General features: G+C 44.9%; 12 protein-coding genes. 10 read left to right on the forward strand and 2 right to left on the reverse strand.

Translation table 11 applies throughout. From position 1 onward, the window contains the following. Positions 1-13: 13 nt before the first annotated feature. The 10 genes from pepN to MO387_RS07425 all read left to right on the forward strand — a co-directional run bounded on the left by pepN (position 14) and on the right by MO387_RS07425 (position 18718). Entirely contained in the window at positions 14-2563 is a 2550-nt protein-coding gene (gene pepN / locus MO387_RS07380; RefSeq protein WP_107947830.1) for an aminopeptidase N, read from the forward strand. Positions 2564-2606: 43 nt separating this feature from the next. Next, the gene (locus MO387_RS07385) at positions 2607-2822 is read left to right on the forward strand and encodes a DUF2835 domain-containing protein (protein ID WP_006086278.1); all 216 of its coding nucleotides are present in this window, start codon (positions 2607-2609) and stop codon (positions 2820-2822) included. Positions 2823-3160: 338 nt separating this feature from the next. Continuing rightward, the gene (locus MO387_RS07390; RefSeq protein WP_107947827.1) at positions 3161-5200 is read left to right on the forward strand and encodes a DUF1302 domain-containing protein; all 2040 of its coding nucleotides are present in this window, start codon (positions 3161-3163) and stop codon (positions 5198-5200) included. A 13-nt stretch (positions 5201-5213) separates the two neighbouring features. After that, complete coding sequence (locus MO387_RS07395; protein WP_106650706.1) at positions 5214-6578, forward strand: DUF1329 domain-containing protein; 1365 nt, start codon at positions 5214-5216, stop codon at positions 6576-6578. A 54-nt stretch (positions 6579-6632) separates the two neighbouring features. Beyond that, positions 6633-7649, forward strand: coding sequence for a YCF48-related protein (locus MO387_RS07400; RefSeq protein ID WP_242326163.1), 1017 nt, complete (start codon positions 6633-6635; stop codon positions 7647-7649). A 32-nt stretch (positions 7650-7681) separates the two neighbouring features. Next, positions 7682-9997, forward strand: coding sequence for an MMPL family transporter (locus MO387_RS07405; protein ID WP_242326164.1), 2316 nt, complete (start codon positions 7682-7684; stop codon positions 9995-9997). Between the two features lie 264 nt (positions 9998-10261). Continuing rightward, positions 10262-15106, forward strand: coding sequence for an NAD-glutamate dehydrogenase (locus MO387_RS07410; protein ID WP_242326165.1), 4845 nt, complete (start codon positions 10262-10264; stop codon positions 15104-15106). A gap of 63 nt (positions 15107-15169) precedes the next feature. Continuing rightward, entirely contained in the window at positions 15170-16189 is a 1020-nt protein-coding gene (pyrD, locus tag MO387_RS07415; RefSeq protein WP_012089375.1) for a quinone-dependent dihydroorotate dehydrogenase, read from the forward strand. Positions 16190-16389: 200 nt separating this feature from the next. Continuing rightward, positions 16390-16923, forward strand: coding sequence for a cell division protein ZapC (locus tag MO387_RS07420; protein WP_006081901.1), 534 nt, complete (start codon positions 16390-16392; stop codon positions 16921-16923). A 694-nt stretch (positions 16924-17617) separates the two neighbouring features. After that, the gene (locus MO387_RS07425) at positions 17618-18718 is read left to right on the forward strand and encodes a TIR domain-containing protein (protein WP_242326166.1); all 1101 of its coding nucleotides are present in this window, start codon (positions 17618-17620) and stop codon (positions 18716-18718) included. 445 nt (positions 18719-19163) lie between these two features. On the opposite strand, the gene MO387_RS07430 is transcribed toward MO387_RS07425, so the two are convergent. Beyond that, entirely contained in the window at positions 19164-19499 is a 336-nt protein-coding gene (locus MO387_RS07430) for a YdbL family protein (protein WP_006081899.1), read from the reverse strand. Positions 19500-19523: 24 nt separating this feature from the next. Continuing rightward, a complete protein-coding gene (locus MO387_RS07435) occupies positions 19524-19742 on the reverse strand; it encodes a YnbE family lipoprotein (protein WP_006086286.1) in 219 nt (72 codons plus the stop codon). Positions 19743-19744: the final 2 nt, after the last annotated feature.

The following is a 19744-nucleotide window of genomic DNA, read 5'->3' on the forward strand; positions in this document are numbered from 1 at the left end:
TAAAGGGATCGAAATGACACAAGCTCAAGCAAAATACTTAAAAGATTATCAAGCGCCACTCTTCACGATAGACACGATTGACTTAGCTTTTAATCTGGCGGGCAATGCGACTCAGGTGCAGGCGATAAGTCGGGTAAAACGCGCTTCTAAGCATACCCAAGCCCTAGTGTTGGATGGTGAAGACTTAACTGTGATCTCGTTGACGGTTGACGGTGAGGCAGTGCCTTACCATGTTAGCGCGGGTCAATTAGTCTTAGAAACGGCGCTTGATGAGTTTGAGCTGAACATCGTCACTAAGCTCGATCCCGAGGCCAATTCGAGCCTTGAAGGCCTGTATATGTCCGATGGTGCCTACTGCACGCAATGTGAGGCTGAGGGCTTTAGACGGATCACTTATTTCCTCGACCGTCCCGATGTATTAGCCAAATATACTGTGCGCATCGAAGCCGATAGAGCCGCATTCCCGTTTTTACTGAGTAACGGTAATTTGATTGATCAAGGCGAATTGGAGGGCGGTCGCCATTATGTTTGCTGGCAAGATCCGTTTCCAAAACCGGCTTACTTGTTTGCCTTAGTCGCTGGCGATTTTGATCTGTTGCAAGATGAGTTCATTACTCGCAGTCGCCGTAAAGTGATCCTGCAAGTGTTCGTCGATAAAGGTAATTTACATAAAGCACACCATGCGATGGCATCGCTGAAAAAATCCATGGCATGGGATGAGAGTCGTTTTGACCTCGAGTACGATTTAGATATTTACATGATAGTTGCCGTCGACTTTTTCAATATGGGAGCGATGGAAAACAAAGGCTTAAATATCTTCAACACTAAATATGTGCTTGCAGATACCTTAACGGCCACAGACGAGGATTATCACGGTATTGAATCGGTGGTAGGCCACGAGTATTTCCACAACTGGACCGGAAACCGCGTGACGTGCCGCGATTGGTTCCAGTTAAGTTTAAAGGAAGGCTTAACGGTTTTTCGTGATCAAGAATTTAGCTCTGATTTAGGTTCACGCGCGGTGAATCGAATTCACGCAATCAAAGTGATCAAGAATCAACAGTTTGCTGAAGATTCTGGCCCTATGTCCCATCCTATTCGTCCAGAATCTGTGATTGAGATGAATAATTTCTACACAGTCACTGTGTATAACAAGGGCGCTGAAGTGATCCGCATGATGCACACTTTGCTCGGCGAAGAAAAGTTTCAAGCGGGGATGAAACTGTATTTTAAACGCCATGATGGCCAAGCGGTCACTTGCGATGATTTTGTGGCGGCAATGGAAGATGCCAGCGGCGTAGATTTAACCCAATTCCGTTTATGGTATAGCCAAGCAGGCACGCCGATTGTGACTGCGATGGACAGTTTCGATGCGCTAACTGGCGTTTACCAATTAACCCTTAAGCAAAGTTTAGCGAACTGTGCATCACCTTTACATATTCCTTTTAGCATCGAACTGTTAGATGCCAAGGGGCATTCTTTAGTGAATGAAGTTCTCGACTTTACTCAAGTGGAACAAGTGTTTAGTTTTGAGGGGTTAAGTCATAAACCGGTGGCTTCACTGCTGCAAAACTTCTCCGCGCCAGTCAAATTACAATACAGATTCAATGTGGATCAACTGGTTCACTTGATGCGTTTTGCCAGCAGCGAAGTGGCGCGCTGGGAAGCTTCAGTGACCTTAGTGAGCCAAGCGATTTGGCAAAATGTGGCGAGTTTACAGCAGCAACAAGCCATGACACTCGATCCCCGCGTGCGCGATAGTTTTAAAGGCGTGTTGTTAGACACTGAACTTGACCCAGCATTGATTGCCGAAATCTTAGCCATACCTACGGCATCTGCTTTGATTGAGCAAACAGAGAGCGTTGATCTCGATGCGTTAGCCTTAGCCCGTGAATTTGTGTTAACTGAGCTGGCTTCACACTCTGAAGATGAATTGATCGCGCTCTATCGCTCTTTGGTACCAGTCGATAGTACGCAGGCAAGAGCGCTTAAAAATCAGTGTTTAACTTGGTTAGCACGGGTGTCGGATGAGGCTGAAGCGTTAGTGATTGCTCAGTTTGATAAAGCCAGCAATATGACTGATTCCCTCGGCGCACTGACTGCGGCGAACGTGGGTGATTTGCCTTGTCGAGATGAGTTGATGACCGCATTTGAGCTGCGTTGGCAGGACACGCCATTGGTAATGGATAAATGGTTTATGTTGCAAGCGACTCGTAATGCGCAAGATGTGATTGAACGTCTGCGTCAATTACAGCAGCACAAGCGTTTTAGTATGAGTAATCCAAACCGAGTGCGCGCGTTAGTGGGCAGTTTTGCGGCGGGGAATATTTACCAATTCCACCGTCAAGACGGTAAGGGTTATGCGTTATTAACCGAATGCTTAATTACCCTTAATAAGCTCAATCCGCAGGTCGCGGCGCGCATGGTGACGCCATTGATCCAGTTCCATAAATTCGACTTAGGCCGTCAAACCTTAATAAAAGCCTGTTTAGGGCAACTTTTGGCTTTACCTGACTTATCTAAGGATATGTACGAAAAAGTCTCTAAGGCATTGGCAAAATAGCGGTTTGTAGGAGGAGGGCGGCAATCGATGCCGCCCTGATATTATGGAATTGTATTTCAAACTAACGATCAGCTATCGAGATTTCTTACCTTACTATCAAGGGCTTGCTGATAAAATTGAGGTCCGCGAAACGCAAGGACGTATTTTGTGGATTAATGGCCGTCATTTCAGACGTTTTTTAACCGAAAATGGCATTCAAGGCTATTTTAAATTGGTTTTAGATGACAAGGGACAATTTGTTTCATTAAATCGAGTCTAGTCTGAATTTGTTTATTTGGGCTTAGAGTAATTACTTTAAACGGTCGGCTGATTATCAGGCTCGGTTTGTGATATTTAGTTTTTAAATATGTTAATGAATTATATGATTTTTTGATATCTTTTCCCGCTTCATTTCTCTCCCGCTTTTCTCTAATTTAAATCCCACCTTTTCAACTGCTGGCACAAATGTGTCTACATGCTTAATTCTTTAGAAAATTTTCTCTAACTGCGCCTTGCCCAAGGGGATTAATTGCTGTAACAATGATGTTACCTGTGAGCTAACAAGATGTTGGTTGTAATTCCTAAAACAAAGAATCCAGCAGGGTACGGAGAGCTAAAATGAAAATTGTTAAAAATAGTTTTAACAAATCGGCGCTTGCTTTGGGGGTGGCGTCGGCATTGAGTTTGTTAATGATCCCAAGCGTTAATGCAATATCTTTTGATTGGGGAGAGGTTGAGGGCACATTTGACTCAACGTGGACTGCTGGTGCGAGCTGGCGTGTTGGGGCGCGCGATTGGGAAGGTCAAATTGGTAAGGTGAATCAACCCCAATTCGATTGGTCTAATTACAGCGCATTTGGTAATACAAAATATACTTCAGCTGAGATTTGGGCCCAGCCCGGGTCGTATTCCAGCAACAATGACTTAAGTAACTTACTTTATTCTCAAGGCGATACTACGTCTGAGATCGTCAAAGGTTTGCATGAATTATCGTTGAAATACAAAAACTACGGTTTGTTCGCCCGCGGTATGTATTTTTATGATCGTAAACTGAACGATGGCAATTATGACTACAACGATCCGATCACGGGCAAAGAATTTGACCCTTGTGAAGATAGCCGCGCTTCAGAAGTACAATGTAAAGATATCCGTTTGTTAGATGCGTTTGTTTATGCCAACTTCGATTTGAATGAGGGTGCGAATCCATTATCTATTCGTGTTGGTAATCAAGTGGTCTCATGGGGTGAAAGTACGCTGATTGCCCATGGGATCAGTGAAATTAACGCCGTGGATTTGAACATTCTTAACGCGCCTGGTGCTGAGTTAAAAGAAGCGTTTAGACCGCAAGGTATGGTGTGGGCATCCCTTGGCCTGACAGATTCGTTAACGGTTGAAGCATTCTATCAATATGATTGGCAACCTATTTGGGTCCCAACTCCGGGCTCCATTTTTGCGACTAACGATTTTGCCGGTTTTGGTGGTTATGCTCAAAACGCTCAGCTTGGTTTTAACGCTAACCCTGACATCAACTTAGATTTTGTGATGCAAGAATATGAGCGTTTAGCGGGCATGATCGCCAGCGGCCAATTTACGAAAGATCAGTTGGGGGCCCTGGCCCTCGCTTATCCGACTAAAGTGACACTAGTGCAGGATGAAGAAGAACCAAGCAATGATGGCCAATACGGTATCAAGCTAGGTTATTACGCGCCTGAACTAGGTGAAACGGAATTTGGTTTCTATTTCATGAATTACCATAGCCGTCGTCCACTGATCAGTGGTACTGCCGCAGATTTTAGCAAGGGTGCAATCTCGTCAGATCTGACAACTGTAGTCCAGAACGCGGGCAACATAAACCGTGAATTGCTGCTAAGCCTGAAGAGCTTCTCTAAGGCGCAAATCGTCTATCCAGAAGATATTAAACTCTACGGTTTCAGCTTCAACACCTTAATTGGTGATACGTCTGTCGCGGGTGAGATTGCCCATCGTCAAGATGAACCACTGCAGATTGATGACGTTGAGTTGCTGTTCGCCGGTATGCCACAACAGTTAGCCAATGCGGGTAGTCGTCCCGAGCTCGATGGTATTTCGCAGATTAAAGACGTTCAACCGGGTGAAACCGTCGATGGCTTTATCCGCCTTGATACCACACAGGCACAGGTGACTTTCACCCATCTATTTGGCCCAACTTTAGGGTTAGACAACTTAACTATGTTGGCCGAAGTGGGCGGTGTGTGGATCCACGATATGCCAGGTTTCGATGAGCTACGTCTCAATGGTCCTGGTACGTCACGTTCTGGTGGCAATCCCAACATGCCAGGCATCATTCAAGGCTTGCACAATGGTCCTGAAACTAACCCGTTCCCAACTGACTTTGCTTGGGGCTACCGTTTAGTGGCAAAAGCGGATTTCAATAACGTCTTTGCTGGGGTCAATATGTCGCCACGGGTCATTTTCTCCCATGACGTTGACGGCATTACTCCGGATCCTATGTTCCTGTTCACGGAAGGACGCAAGTCTGTCGCGCTAGGCGTTAACTTCGACTATCAAAACCGTTGGGGTGCAGATATCTCCTATAACAATTTCTTTGGCGGTGTCGGTACGACGAATGCGATGGCAGATCGTGATTATGTTTCATTCAATATCAAGTATTCGATCTAAAAGGACTCAAACAATGAAGAAACTGACGATATTGGCGAGTGCGGTGATGTTTGCACTTGTAGCGCCAGTCGCTATGGCTAAGGTATCAGAGGCTGACGCGGCTAAACTTGGCAATGAGCTCACCCCTTTAGGTGCTGAAAAGGCGGGTAACGCTGATGGTTCTATTCCTGCGTGGGATGGTGGTATCACTAAGCCTGTGGCGGGTTATACCAAAGGGATGCATCATCCAGATCCTTTCCCTGAGGATAAGATTGAATTCACCATTACCAATGCTAACAAAGCGCAATATAAAGACTTTTTAACACCGGGTCAGATGAAGTTGTTCGAACTTTATCCTGATACTTACAAGATGAATGTGTATAAGACTCGCCGTAGCGCATCTGTGCCGCAGTTTGTCTACGATGCGACTAAAGCTAACGCGACACGTGCAGAATTGATTGCACAGGGCAATGGTATTTCTGGCGCTGCTATTGGTATTCCATTTCCGATCCCTGCAAATGGCTTAGAAGCGATTTGGAACCACATTTTGCGTTTTCGTGGTATCGACATTGAGACTTCCCGTAGTCAAGCAGCACCAACGGCCGATGGAAGCTTTAGTTTGGTAGAAACGGCTGAGGAAATTCGTTTCGAGTATTCTCGTCCTGAAATGACTTTAGATCTGCTTAAAGCCAGCAATACGTTGTTCTACTTTAAGCAAGTGGTGACTCAACCAGCCCGTTTAGCGGGTACTGCGTTATTGGTAAAAGAGACCATGGATCAAGAGGCGTTGCCACGCCAAGCTTGGACCTATAACACAGGACAACGTCGTGTCCGTAAAGCGCCAAACGTCGCTTTCGATACACCGGGTACAGTGTCTGATGGTCTGCGTACGACGGATGATTTCGACATGTTTAACGGCTCTCCAGTGCGTTATAACTGGGAACTGGTTGGCAAGAAAGAAATTTACATCCCGTACAACGATTACAAACTGCACTCAGACAAGCTGAAATATGACCAAATCTTAAAACCTGGGCATGTTAATCCTGAGTATGTTCGTTGGGAAAAACACCGCGTATGGCAAGTGAAGGCGACGTTGAAAGACGGTATGCGCCACATTTACAAAGTGCGCGATATGTACCTTGACGAAGATTCATGGCAAGTGTCGATAGCCGATCTCTACGATAACCGTGATCAGCTGTATCGTGTGGCTGTTGCACATGGCTTGAACTACTACGAAGTGCCAACTCAATGGGACACGCTGGAAGTCTTCCATGATTTGCAATCCCGTCGTTATCTCGCCATGGGTTTAGACAACCAAAGTGGTATGTATAACTTCGATGCCAAACTGACTGAAGCTAACTTTACCCCCGATGCATTGCGTCGCGAAGGTATCCGTTAATACGCCACAAATAAAGGGGCGCTCTGCGCCCCTCATTAGTTTAAGGAAGTTTGTATGTCGTTTCGCATCCTTCAGTGTGTTGCTGCATTAAGTTTCGGTGGCGCTTTTTTCCCTTCTACGTTATCTGCAACCCCCTCTGATCCGATTTTTTCTCAAATTCAACCGCTTGCGGCTTCATCCTTGATTTTAGATATTGCCAATGTGGGCACAGGCTTAGTGGCTGTGGGTGAACGCGGTCATGTTCTGGTTTATGACGGCAGTTGGCATCAAGTGGCGACGCCCGTGAGCTCGCAGTTGACCAAAGTGTTTTTCCTTAATAATAAACTCGGCTGGGCCGTGGGCCATGATGCGACCATTTTACATACTCAGGATGGTGGCCAAACTTGGCAGCAGCAGATGCATTCGCCCGAGATTGAAAAGCCATTCCTCGATGTGGTCTTTTTAGATGAAAAAATGGGTATCGCCATTGGGGCTTACGGTTTGTTTTATCGCACCAACGATGGTGGCGCCCATTGGAGCGACGAGTTCCATGAGGAGCTGTTAGCCGAAGAAGATGTGTCCTATTTAGCGGAGTTGAAAGGCAGCGATCAATCAGCCTATGTGAGCGCACGCGCTTCATTATTGCCGCACTTTAATCGTATTTTAACCTTGACTGACGGACGTTTATTACTGGTCGGCGAGTTAGGCCTAGTGGCCGTTTCAAGCGATCAAGGCCAAACCTTTGCGCGTACCAGTTTTGATTACGATGGCTCTATGTTTAATGCCATTGAAACGAAAGATGCCGTGTATGTGATGGGCCTACGCGGTCATATATTCAAAGCTGACGTGAGTTTAAGCCAGTGGAATGAAATCGAACTGCCAGTGCAATCTTCAATCAATGGGGCGATGTCAGTGTCGGACGATGCGGTTTATCTCGTGGGAAATGCAGGGATAGTGATTAAGCTGAATGGGGATGACACCAGCAGTATTGTCACTCGTCGCCAAGGGGAAAACTTAGTCTCTATTGCGAAGGATAATCAAGGGAATATGTGGTTATCCGGCAGCCAAGGGCTGTTTATTCTTAAGCCATAAAATTTTAAAACTACAATAACAGGGCCGAGAAGATGTTAGAAAAACTGGTCAACGGATTTGAGTCATTTTTATTCCGCAATCGTGCGTGGGTCGTCGGCATTTTTGTGTTTTTGACGTTGTTTTTAGGCTATCAAGCCAGTCAACTCAAAATGGATGCGGCCTTCATCAAAAACATTCCACTGCATCACAGTTATATGCAGACCTACCTGAAACATCAAAAAGATTTTGGTGGCGCCAACAGCATCATGGTGGCGGTGGAAGACACCAGCGGCAATATTTTTAATGCGAACTATTTTGATACCTTAAAAAATGTGCACGATCAGCTGTTTTTTATTCCTGGGGTTGATCGCGCGCAGGTGAAATCGATTTTTTCGCCTTCCACTCGTTTTACAGAAGTCGTTGAAGATGGTTTTGCTGGCGGGCCCGTTATTCCAGCGGATTTTTCGACCACAGTGTCTGGGCTCGAAACCGTGCGCGATAATATTGAAAAAGCGGGCATCGTTGGCCGATTAATTGCTAACGATTACAGCGCGGCCATGGTGTCGGCGCAGTTAATGGATTTTGATCCACAAACAGGTAAACCCTTAGATACCATTGCCTTTGCGGCGCAGCTCGAAAAAGAGCTGAGGGGCAAGTTCGAAACCGACAAGGTTAAAATTCACATCATAGGTTTTGCCAAGATGGCGGGGGATGTGGCCGATGGTGCTAAGGGCGTATTGCTGTTCTTTGTGATCGCGATTTTGATCACCGCCGTCATGGTTTACCTCTTCTCTAAATCAATCATTCTGACCGTTTTACCCCTCGTCTGCAGTTTAACCGCCGTGGTCTGGCAGCTTGGTTTATTGACTGTGATTGGTTTTGGCCTCGATCCCATGTCGATTCTGGTGCCTTTTTTGGTATTTGCCATCGGTGTGAGTCACGGGGTGCAAATGATCAACGCGGTTAGACGCCGCGTGATGGACGGACAGACCACTAAAGCGGCTGCTGCTTCGGCATTCCGCAGTTTATTAGTACCAGGCGGAGTCGCATTACTGTCTGATACTGTTGGCTTTATTACTCTATTGTCGATTGATATTGGGATTATTCGTGAGCTCGCGATTTCGGCATCACTCGGTGTGGGCGTGATCATTTTCACTAACCTTATCCTGTTGCCTTTGGTGATTTCCTTTACTGAAATCAAAGTCGATAAACACGCAGAGCCAACGGCTGAAGAAGTCCGCACCGAAGCGATTTGGCGCTTCTTGGCACGTTTCGCGACGCCTAAATACGCTGTCGTGGTGATTATTGCTACTGTGGTGCTGTATTTTGCTGGTCTGCAGCAAGCCAATCAGATGAAGATTGGTGACTTGCAGGGCGGGGCTCCCGCGTTACACCAAGATTCGCGTTATAACCTCGATACCTTCTTCATCACAGATCATTTCTCCATCACCACCGACGTGATGACTGTGGTTGTTGAGGCAGCACCTGAAGCCTGTACTTATCACGATGTGCTAACTCAAATTGATGAGTTCGAGTGGTTAGTGCGTAATACGCCTGGGGTTGAATCGACTGTGAGTCTGGCGTCGGTGGCTAAAAAAGTGAACGCAGGCTTTAACGAAGGCAATCCAAGATGGGAAGTGCTGCCGCGCACGACCGCGAGTTTAGTGCAGGCCATTGGCCAAATTCCGACGACCTCTGGTTTGTTAAATGGCGATTGTTCTGTCATGCCTGTGTATTTGTTTATGAAAGATCACAAGGCAGAAACCATAGAAACTGTGGTCGCTAAGGTGAAAGCCGTCGCCGCGAAAATGGATAACGACAAGCTGCAGTTTAAACTGGCATCGGGTCCTGTAGGCGTGATGGCTGCGACCAACGAAGCGGTAGCTGAAGCGCAATTACCTATGATGTTATACGTCTATGGTGCCGTGTTTGTACTGTGCTTAATCAGCTTTAAATCCTTGAAAGCGACTGTGGCGGTAATTATCCCGCTGTATGTGGTGTCGACATTGGCGCAAGCCTTGATGACGCAACTGGATATTGGCTTAGCAGTCAGTACCTTACCAGTTATTGCGCTGGGTGTCGGTATCGGTGTGGATTACGGTATTTATATCCTCTCGACCATGTCGTCTAAGCTCTCGAACGGTATGCCAGTGCAACAGGCATACTATGAGGCGTTGGTCGAACGGGGCAGTGCGGTGATCTTTACTGGCCTCACATTGGCGATTGGTGTCAGCACTTGGTTCTTCTCGGCACTTAAATTCCAAATGGACATGGGAATATTGTTAACATTCATGTTTGTGGTAAATATGCTCGGTGCCATAATTATCCTTCCTGCATTGGCCGCCGTTTTCTGGCGCCAACCTAAGTAGGGTCTACGAATGGGGAGCTTAGCTCCCCATTTGTTTTTGAATACTTAGTCTGCTTTATCGATTGTTTGGTCATTTGTCATTCATTGTTTACGCGAATACTGGATTTCAAGAGGATGTACCACTAAAATTTTCCTCGAAATACAGCGGTTTTAGTAATAAACTTCGCGCGATGATCCAGATCACATTAATTTATCTGAGATCGTTAAGCCGAAGCATCCAAATAATGAAAAAAGCGCTGCCATAGACGCTTAAGGAAACAGCAACATGGCCTTGAAAGATGCAATGCCTTCAGTACTACTTGAAAATGTAGTCAGTTTAATTCACGCTAAAGTCCCTAATTCACAAGCCAAGCAAGTTGAACAGTTCGCCACCTGCCTTTATGCCCACATGTCGAAAGACGATCTCAATGCGCGTAATGACAGTGATTTATACGGTGCGGTTCTCAGTTTATGGAACGCCCTGAACAAAACGCCAAAAGGTAACACTCACTTACGAGTGTTCAACCCTAGCCAGGCCAAACACGGCTGGCAATCGACTCACTCGATCATTGAAGTTATCCAGCCTGACATGCCATTCTTGGTAGATTCAGTTGGTATGGCATTGAATCGTATGGGTATTACTGCTCACATGATGTTACACACTCCGCTGGCCATTGAGCGTTCAGATAGCGGTGTGACCAATGTCACTTATCTTAATCAGAGCCCTGAAAGCACTGAACATGTCGCCGTATTCTTGATTGAAATTGACCGTCAAAGCAGCACAGTCGATATCAAAGCATTAGAGCGCGAAATTCAGTCTGTGCTTGCCGATGTTGCTTCATCAGTCAATGACTGGGAAGCCATGTCTGCCAAGTTGGGTGAGATGATCAAGGAATTGCCAAAACGTCCGTTCCCGGGCGATAAGCAAGAGTTAGAAGAAGCGATTAACTTCCTGACTTACTTGAATAATCATCACTTTACGCTGTTAGGTTACCGCCAATACGATTTGAATCGTGTCGAAGGTGATGTTGAGTTAGTGCCTAATATCGCCTCTAGTTTAGGTTTGATGAACAAGCACACTAAAGCGCAACCTGAGCAAGGTTTGTTGCTATCTAGCTTCTCCGATAGCGCCCGCAAAGAAGCCTTAGATCACAGCTTGTTGATCCTCACAAAGAGCAGTGCCAAGAGCCGCGTACATCGCCCAGCTTATGTCGATTATATCGGTATCAAGCGTTTCGATAAGAAAGGCAATGTGGTTGGTGAAGATAGATTTATCGGTTTATATGCGTCAAACCTGTATAACCGCAGCCCACGTGAAATCCCACTGCTGAACGAAAAAGTGCAGCGTGTGTTAGATCGTTCAGGCTTAACCCCACGTTCACACGACTATAAAGCCCTGCTAAACATTCTTGAGAATTTACCTCGTGACGAGCTAATTCAAGCCAATGTTGATGATTTATCGCACATGGCCCATGGCGTGTTAGAAATGCAAGACAGAGACAAGCTAAAACTCTTTGTGCGCAAAGATGGCTTTGGCCGTTTCTTATCCTGTTTAGTGTACGTTTCTAAGGATCGTTACAACACTAAACTCCGCCAAGATACTCAACGTATTCTGGCCCAGCATTTTAACAGCAAAGAAGATGTAGAGTTTACGACTTATTTCTCCGAGTCGACGCTAGCCCGCACTCACTACATAGTCAAAGTTGATAACAATAATATGGATGTAGATGTGGCTGCCATAGAGAACAACTTAATAGAAGCGGCACGTTCGTGGGAAGATAAGTTAAGCACTGCGCTTAACTGTGCACTCGGTGAAGAAGCCGGCACTCATCTGACAAAGCGTTATTTCAATGCGTTTGAGCAAAGCTATAAAGAAGATGTATTGCCAAGCTCTGCCGTCGTTGACATGCAACAGCTCGAAGCACTGGATGACGAACACAAGCTCGGCATGTTGTTCTATCAACCGCAAGAAGCGGCGCTGAACGACAACAAAGTGCGTTTAAAGCTATTCCATAAAGATGAGCCAATTCATCTTTCTGACGTGCTGCCAATGCTGGAAAACTTTGGTCTGCGGGTGATTAACGAGCGTCCATATGAAGTCACGACCTCAGACGGTTCTACCTTCTGGATCTTAGACTTCTTGATGACAGTTAAAGTCGTCAACACAGACAACATCGCCGATAGCCAAGACAGATTCCAAACTGCACTGTCACAAGTGTGGCAAAAGAAGTTAGAAGATGACGGTTTCAACCGCATTATTCTGGCGTCAGGCTTAACGGGCCGTGAAGTCTCGGTACTGCGCGCGTATGCCAAATACATGCGTCAAATCGATGCGACGTTCAGTCAGTCTTATATCGAAGAAACCTTCGGTCGTTACCCACAAATCGCTGATTTGTTGGTGAAGATGTTCATCCGTAAATTTAACCCTAAACTGAAAACCCGTACTCTGGGCAAGTTTATGGAACAGATCAATTTACGTTTAGACGAAGTGTCTAGCTTAGATGATGACCGTATTATTCGTCGTTATTTAGACTTGATTAACGCCACTTTGCGTACCAACTTCTACCAACAGGATGCTAAAGGCGAATCTAAGAGTTATATCTCGTTTAAATTCATGCCTTCACTGATCCCTGAAATGCCACGTCCACTGCCGAAATTCGAAATCTTCGTTTATTCGCCACGGGTTGAAGGTGTGCATTTACGTTACGGTAAAGTGGCCCGTGGTGGTCTGCGTTGGTCAGATCGTCGTGAAGACTTCCGTACCGAAGTATTAGGTCTGGTAAAAGCACAGCAAGTGAAAAACACTGTGATCGTGCCTGTGGGTGCTAAAGGTGGCTTTGTTTGTAAACAATTGCCAACCGAAGGCGGCCGTGAAGCTTTCTTCACCGAAGGTCAAGAATGCTACCGCATCTTTATCCGTGCTTTGCTCGATATTACCGATAACATTTTGAACGGTGAAATCGTCCATCCATTGGATGTGGTTCGTCACGATGAAGATGACCCATATTTAGTGGTTGCAGCCGATAAAGGCACTGCGACATTCTCTGATATCGCGAACTCGATTTCTCTTGAATACAACTTCTGGCTCGGTGATGCATTCGCATCGGGTGGCAGTAACGGTTATGACCATAAGAAAATGGGTATTACGGCCAAAGGCGGCTGGGAATCTGTTAAGCGTCATTTCCGCGAAGTCGGTATTGATTGCCAAACCACAGACTTTACCTGTTTAGGTATAGGTGACATGGCGGGCGACGTATTCGGTAACGGTATGTTGTTGTCTAAGCACACTAAACTGGTTGCAGCCTTTAACCACATGCATATCTTTATCGATCCGAATCCGGATACGGCATTAAGTTATGATGAACGGGCGCGTTTATTCGCTCTGCCACGTTCAAGCTGGGAAGACTACAACAGCAAGTTGATTTCTAAAGGTGGCGGTATTTTCCTACGTTCATCTAAATCCATTCCGTTATCGGCAGAAATTAAGCAAATGTTGGCCACAGAGAAAACCTCTATGACCCCAACTGAGCTGATGAAAGAACTGCTGAAAATGCCAGTTGATTTGATCTGGAACGGCGGTATCGGTACCTATGTGAAATCTGCACGCGAAACCCATGCTGAAGTCGGCGATCGCGCCAACGATGCATTGCGTGTCAACGGTGGCGAACTGCGCGCTAAGATAGTCGGCGAGGGCGGTAACTTAGGTTGTACTCAGTTAGGTCGTATCGAATATGCGTCTAACGGCGGCCGTATTAACACTGACTTCGTGGATAACGTTGGTGGTGTGGACTGTTCAGATAACGAAGTGAACATCAAGATTTTGCTGAACGCTATGGTAACTGAAGGTGAACTGACGTTGAAACAACGTAACCGTTTACTGGAAGAAATGACTGAAGAAGTCGGCCACATCGTACTGCAAGACTGTAAAGATCAAACGCGTACTATCTCTGTGACTCAAGTGCGTGGTGCTGAGCAGTTAAAAGAGCAGATCCGCTTTATCCAGTATCTGGAAAAAGAAGGCAAGTTAGACAGAGCCTTAGAGTTCTTACCGTCTGACGACGAATTGGCTGAGCGTTTAGCCAGTGGTCGTGCGTTAACACGTCCTGAGCTATCAGTACTGGTTGCCTATGCGAAGATGGTGCTGAAAGAGCAATTAGTGACGCCAGAAATCACAGAAGATACGCTGTTAAGCCAACTGCTTATCGCCTATTTCCCGAAAAAACTTCAGGAAAAATACAGCGACAAAATGGCAACACATCCACTGCGTGGCGAAATCATTGCGACCTCACTCGCCAATGAACTCGTTAACGACATGGGCTTGAATTTTGTTCAACGTATGCAAGATGAGACAGGTGCCTCAGTTGCTGACGCGGCAATTTGCTACACTATGGCCCGCGAAGTATTTGGTTTAGCTGAATTAACTAAATCGATCACTGACTTAAACGGCATAGTTCCTGCTGTGGTTCAAGGTGAAATGCTGCATCAGTTACGCCGCAATATGCGTCGTGCTAGCCGCTGGTTCCTCCGTCACCGTAACCGCACTGGTAGCATCGAACAAACCGTTGCTTTCTTCAAACCTGTATTTGAACAAATTAAAGATAATGTTCATTTATATCTGGTTGAAGAAGAAGCGAAGGGTATCCAATCTGAGATCAATGCTTTGGTCAAAGAAAACGTACCACAAGCTGTGGCAACCATTGTGGCTAACATGAGCACCTTGTTCTCTGCCTTAGACATTGCCCAAATTGCCCAAACAGAAGATAAGTCAGTTGCGCTAGTGGCTGAAACTTACTTCAAACTCGGCGCCCGCGTTGAGCTGCACTGGTTCTTAGAACAGATCAGCGCTCAACCTGTGGCTAACCATTGGCAAGCACTGGCTCGTGCCGCCTTTAGGGAAGAGTTGGATTGGCAACAACGTGCATTAAGTTCAGTGGTATTAAGAACCTGCAGTGCAACCTGTGATGCCGAAAGCGTGATTTCTCAGTGGATTGAGATCAATCAAGGCTTATTGGAAAGATGGTTCCATATGCTAGCTGACTTCAAAACGTCGCAAAGCCATGAGTTTGCTAAGTTCTCTGTCGCCCTACGTGAACTTAACCTTCTGATCCTTCATTGCGAAGGCCAAAAGTAAACTTATTATAACAATCAGAAGCCCTGGCGATCGCCGGGGCTTTTTTTAGGTCGAGGAAAGTACATGTTTTATAAAATCGCACAGAAAGTCATGTTTCAGATGGATCCTGAGCGAGCTCACCATCTTGCTATAGGCAGTCTAAAAATGACCGCCAATAGCCCGTTAACGTGTCTATACGGACAAACGATTGCACCGGCTCCCGTGAGTGTTATGGGACTGACTTTTCCTAACCCAGTGGGACTCGCTGCAGGTATGGACAAGGACGGCGAATCGATTGATGCCTTTCATGCGATGGGATTTGGTCATGTTGAAGTGGGCACTGTGACCCCAAGACCACAACCTGGTAATGATTTACCCCGTCTATTTAGATTAAAGCCTGCCAAAGGCATTATTAATCGCATGGGGTTTAATAATAAAGGTGTCGATAATCTGGTCAAAAATTTGATCGCTAAAAAGACCAACATTATGGTTGGCGTCAATATTGGTAAAAATAAAGATACCCCAGTAGAACAAGGTAAAGACGATTATTTGATCTGTATGGATAAAGTTTATCTCCATGCGGCTTATATTGCGGTGAATATTTCATCACCCAATACCCCAGGATTGCGATCGCTACAATATGGCGATCTATTAGATGAATTATTGAGCGCAATTAAAACTAAGCAACTTGAACTGGCCGAAAAGCATAAAAAATACGTGCCCATCGCGCTTAAAATTGCTCCAGATTTAACCATCGAAGAAATTGAAAATATCGCGCAAGCTTTGATTAAAAACAAATTTGATGGCGCAATTGCGACTAATACTACCTTAACGCGTGATGGTGTTAGCGGTCTTGCCAACGCCAATGAAAGCGGCGGCTTAAGTGGCAAACCCTTGACAGAGCTGTCTACCAAAGTGATCAAGCAGTTAGCTATATGCTTGAAAGGGCAGATCCCGATCATCGGCGTGGGCGGCATCAATAGTGCCGAAGATGCCTTAGCCAAATTTGATGCTGGTGCCACTATGGTGCAGATTTATTCGGGTTTTATTTATCAAGGTCCGAAGTTAATTAAAGAAATTGTGAATGCATATCGCTTAAAATAATGATCTTAAGATCAATATAACGATCTAAAATAAGATCTTATTCTTTAACAGCGATCTAAAAGGATACCTAGATCGCTGTTAAGATCCTATATTAGATCGACTAAGTAACTGTTAAATAATTTGTATTTTATTATTTTTATTTTGATATTGGATAAAATATCTACTATTATGTCCCAGTGTTCAAATATTGGGTCACCGTTATGTTATTAATGCCACAAAAAGATTGGCAATGGAAATATAACGATTCGTATGGTGTTTTAGGCGTATCGTTAGGTTCCGAGATTGAATTTCTGACGTCTTATAAAGCAAAATTACTCATTCCTGATGCCTTATCAAGCATGGAATTTAATATTGCGCACGCCAAATTCTATATGAGCTTACTCGATAGATTACCTAAAACCCTGTCTTTGTCCGATGCTGCAATTGTTCAAATTGCCCTCAATGCCACCGCAGCCCATTTTATGCTGACACCGCAAATGCCAAAATCATGGTTTTTTGATACCAGTGATGTCTGTGTTTACAGCGATGTGGGTAAAGTCTTTGAGCTAAAATGCCAAAAGCAAAGAGTGCTCGCCCTCGTGGTTGAAAATACCCTACAGTCCGCGCTAGTGATGTTATTGTCACCTGAATGTGTTTTGTCGGGCGCGAAAACTATGGTGCAGTTTGAAACCATCAAAGTGATGCATAATCGCTTACACCCACTGCGTGCGCAGCGCCACGTGGTTGCGGCATAACTCATCATTGGTTTTTGATATTAACCACTTACCGATAATTCGTGAGTCTTAGTTTTCTCTATTTGGCCCTGCTTTTAGTATTAAACTCACTACGCAGTCTGGTTTGCCATGGTATTCACTCGTCGACTCGCAGCAAGTCCGTCCTTGGATGCTCGACCGCCCCGTCCATGGGGCGGACGGTCGTCTCGCTAATCATCATGGCGCACCTTTCAGAATTTGCGTAGTCTGTTGATTTAAAGACAGGAGTTTGCATTTTGCGCGGACTTGAACTGGTTATCTCGGTGTTGTTTGTGCAGCGCTAAGCAAGAAAGTTGCAGGTGTCCGATCTTTTCTTTATTACTGATTGTTTACACAGTGTTATCTAGTTTGTGCCGATTTCAAGGACTAGATTGAAAATATTTGTGCGCGTTTACATAAGATATTCATGTATATAGCATTTATAATCAATAACCTATTTTTTACAGCTTGAGATAATAGGTTTGGAAAACGCGCATGCGCGTTTTTCCGGATGGTATATCTAAACAAAAGCTGATAAGTTTCTTTTATTACAGTTAGTTAACTATGCGCGTTTTTACTGGTCTAATGAGGTAAATGAGCATGCGCACTATACAAAGGTTAGCTTTACACGGTACTAAGCTATTTACGAGGTTTTGTTATCCTTTAGGTATCAAAAATAATTAAGGTGGAAATTTAAATGGCAGAGAAAAAACGGAGTTACTTAAAGCAATCTGATGTTCCTCGAACCTCGCTAGATGAAGCGCTTAGAGTGCCGAAAGCAATATTGGATCAATATGCTGGGGCGGCGACGACGCCATTCAATGTCGCTAAAGCCTTAGGTCTAGACCCCAAAGGCAGCCAGATGAAAGTCATTACTGGATCTGCAATCGCTTTTGGTCTTACAGAAGGCGGAGCTCAGTCATCATCTATTTCTATTACTGACCTTGCTAAAACTATTTTGCGACCTCTTGATGAAGGCGCTGATTTAGAAGCGCGCAAAGAAGCGCTTCTCAAACCGAGAATATTTGGTGAGTTTCTAAGAAAATATGACACCCATACTTTTCCGCGCGACGATATTGCTCGAAATGTATTAATAGAAATGGGTGTGCCTGATGATCAGGCAGAAGATGTCAGAGCGAGAATTGAAGAAAGTGCATTATCGATGGGTTTTATTGAAGAGATAAAAGGAAAGAAATATATACATCTAAATTCCATAGCCTCTGGCGCTGCGATTGTAAAAGCAAATGTCCCTAATGGCGAAGAAGTGGAAGATGATAGCGAAGAGGTTGTCGATACCGAAAACAACTCACCTGAAGTGATTCACACTTCAAAAAATGCGGATGATGGTAGGTCTAGAAGGGTATTTATAACACACGGTAAGAATAAGGACTTTATTGAGCCTATTAAAAAGCTTCTTGGCTTTGGTGAAATGATTTCTGTAGTTTCAGTGGAGAAACAATCAGTTTCGAAACCAGTTCCCGATAAGGTAATGGACGACATGAGAAGTTGTGGCGCAGCAATAATACATGTAGATGCGGAAAGAACTCTTATCGACAAAGAAGCAAATGAATTTAATTTAGTTAATGAGAATGTATTGATTGAAATCGGTGCCGCTATGGCGCTGTATGGTCGTCGTTTTATTTTGTTGGTAAAAAACGGTGTAAAGCTTCCTTCAAATTTACAGGGGCTATATGAAGTACGCTACACCGATGACAAACTGGATGGAGATGCCACAATTAGGTTATTGGAAGCTATTAATGATATTAAGAATAATCCTAGTCCAGACAGGTACAACTAAAAAAGCTAACAAATCAATCAACTTCGCGCAAAAAACGCGCCGGACCCTCCTGACGTCTGGCCGATTATTGAGGCGTTAGGGTACATAATTCTATCCGTGAATGTCGAAGATGAATAATTTCATTAATATTGATGCAGCTGAGTTAGGTAAGAAAATCTACCGAATAATGACAGTAGAGGAGAATTTAATAAGACACCCATTGTTAAATTTGGTTACCTGTATACGCAGGGGTTGATGAGATTAAGCACAGTCATGGAAGTGACCGTCCGTGACAGGGATGTCATGATCGAGCCTATAGGGATACTTCTTACTAGGTAACAGGACGGCGTATCACTGGAATGAGTGCGCATAATCAAACTCCATCAACAAAAACGCCTGCAATTGCAGGCGTTTTGTTTATGTCTATTCGTTTTGCTTTTATGCGCTAGTGCGCTTTAAAAGCGGATTATTTTTTAATCCATTTGCCTTTGGCATCTTGCACATAGTTGCCTTTATCTGTGGCGGCTATGGCTTTTTCACCGGCGAGTTTAGCGACGTCGGCAGGGGAGAGTTTGTTCTTCTTAGCGATGGTTTCGTAGTGGGCGCGACGTTTGTTATTTACGTCGTCCATCACGGCTTTAGCTTCGGGATTGGCTTGCACTAATCCTAAGTAGCCGTTGGCTTGTTCGCCTAAATAGCCCTGTGATTTAGCATCTTGAAGTGACATGGCAAAAGCACTGAGGCTTAAGACGCTGAGGGTTAATAGCAATAATAACTTTGTTTTTAGTCGGATTGATTTCATGGTGATTCCTCAATTCTTATTAAATTAGAACAGCTTATCGTCTGATAGGAGTTGATCTAATTCCTTATCCACTTTGATCCGTATCTCATGTTCAATTTTCACATTGAGATTGATCACGATAGGTTTATCCGGCGGTTCTATTTTTACTGTGGGCGCACAGCCCTGCAATGCGGCGAGTGCGAACAATGCGACGATCGCGCTTCGGGCACCTAGGCTAACTTGCTGTAATTGAATTATCTTCACTG

This window comes from Shewanella sp. N2AIL, assembly GCF_022690845.1.
In the GTDB taxonomy this organism is placed as follows: Bacteria; Pseudomonadota; Gammaproteobacteria; order Enterobacterales; family Shewanellaceae; genus Shewanella; species Shewanella baltica.

What these genes read in the sequence shown, in the direction of transcription:
- MO387_RS07420 (WP_006081901.1), top strand. Translation starts at nt 16,390, where the DNA reads ATGTTATTAATGCCACAAAAAGATTGGCAATGGAAATATAACGATTCG.
- MO387_RS07400 (WP_242326163.1), top strand. Translation starts at nt 6,633, where the DNA reads ATGTCGTTTCGCATCCTTCAGTGTGTTGCTGCATTAAGTTTCGGTGGC.
- pyrD (WP_012089375.1), top strand. Translation starts at nt 15,170, where the DNA reads ATGTTTTATAAAATCGCACAGAAAGTCATGTTTCAGATGGATCCTGAG.
- pepN (WP_107947830.1), top strand. Translation starts at nt 14, where the DNA reads ATGACACAAGCTCAAGCAAAATACTTAAAAGATTATCAAGCGCCACTC.
- MO387_RS07410 (WP_242326165.1), top strand. Translation starts at nt 10,262, where the DNA reads ATGGCCTTGAAAGATGCAATGCCTTCAGTACTACTTGAAAATGTAGTC.
- MO387_RS07385 (WP_006086278.1), top strand. Translation starts at nt 2,607, where the DNA reads ATGGAATTGTATTTCAAACTAACGATCAGCTATCGAGATTTCTTACCT.
- MO387_RS07395 (WP_106650706.1), top strand. Translation starts at nt 5,214, where the DNA reads ATGAAGAAACTGACGATATTGGCGAGTGCGGTGATGTTTGCACTTGTA.
- MO387_RS07390 (WP_107947827.1), top strand. Translation starts at nt 3,161, where the DNA reads ATGAAAATTGTTAAAAATAGTTTTAACAAATCGGCGCTTGCTTTGGGG.
- MO387_RS07405 (WP_242326164.1), top strand. Translation starts at nt 7,682, where the DNA reads ATGTTAGAAAAACTGGTCAACGGATTTGAGTCATTTTTATTCCGCAAT.
- MO387_RS07425 (WP_242326166.1), top strand. Translation starts at nt 17,618, where the DNA reads ATGGCAGAGAAAAAACGGAGTTACTTAAAGCAATCTGATGTTCCTCGA.
- MO387_RS07430 (WP_006081899.1), bottom strand. Translation starts at nt 19,499, where the DNA reads ATGAAATCAATCCGACTAAAAACAAAGTTATTATTGCTATTAACCCTC.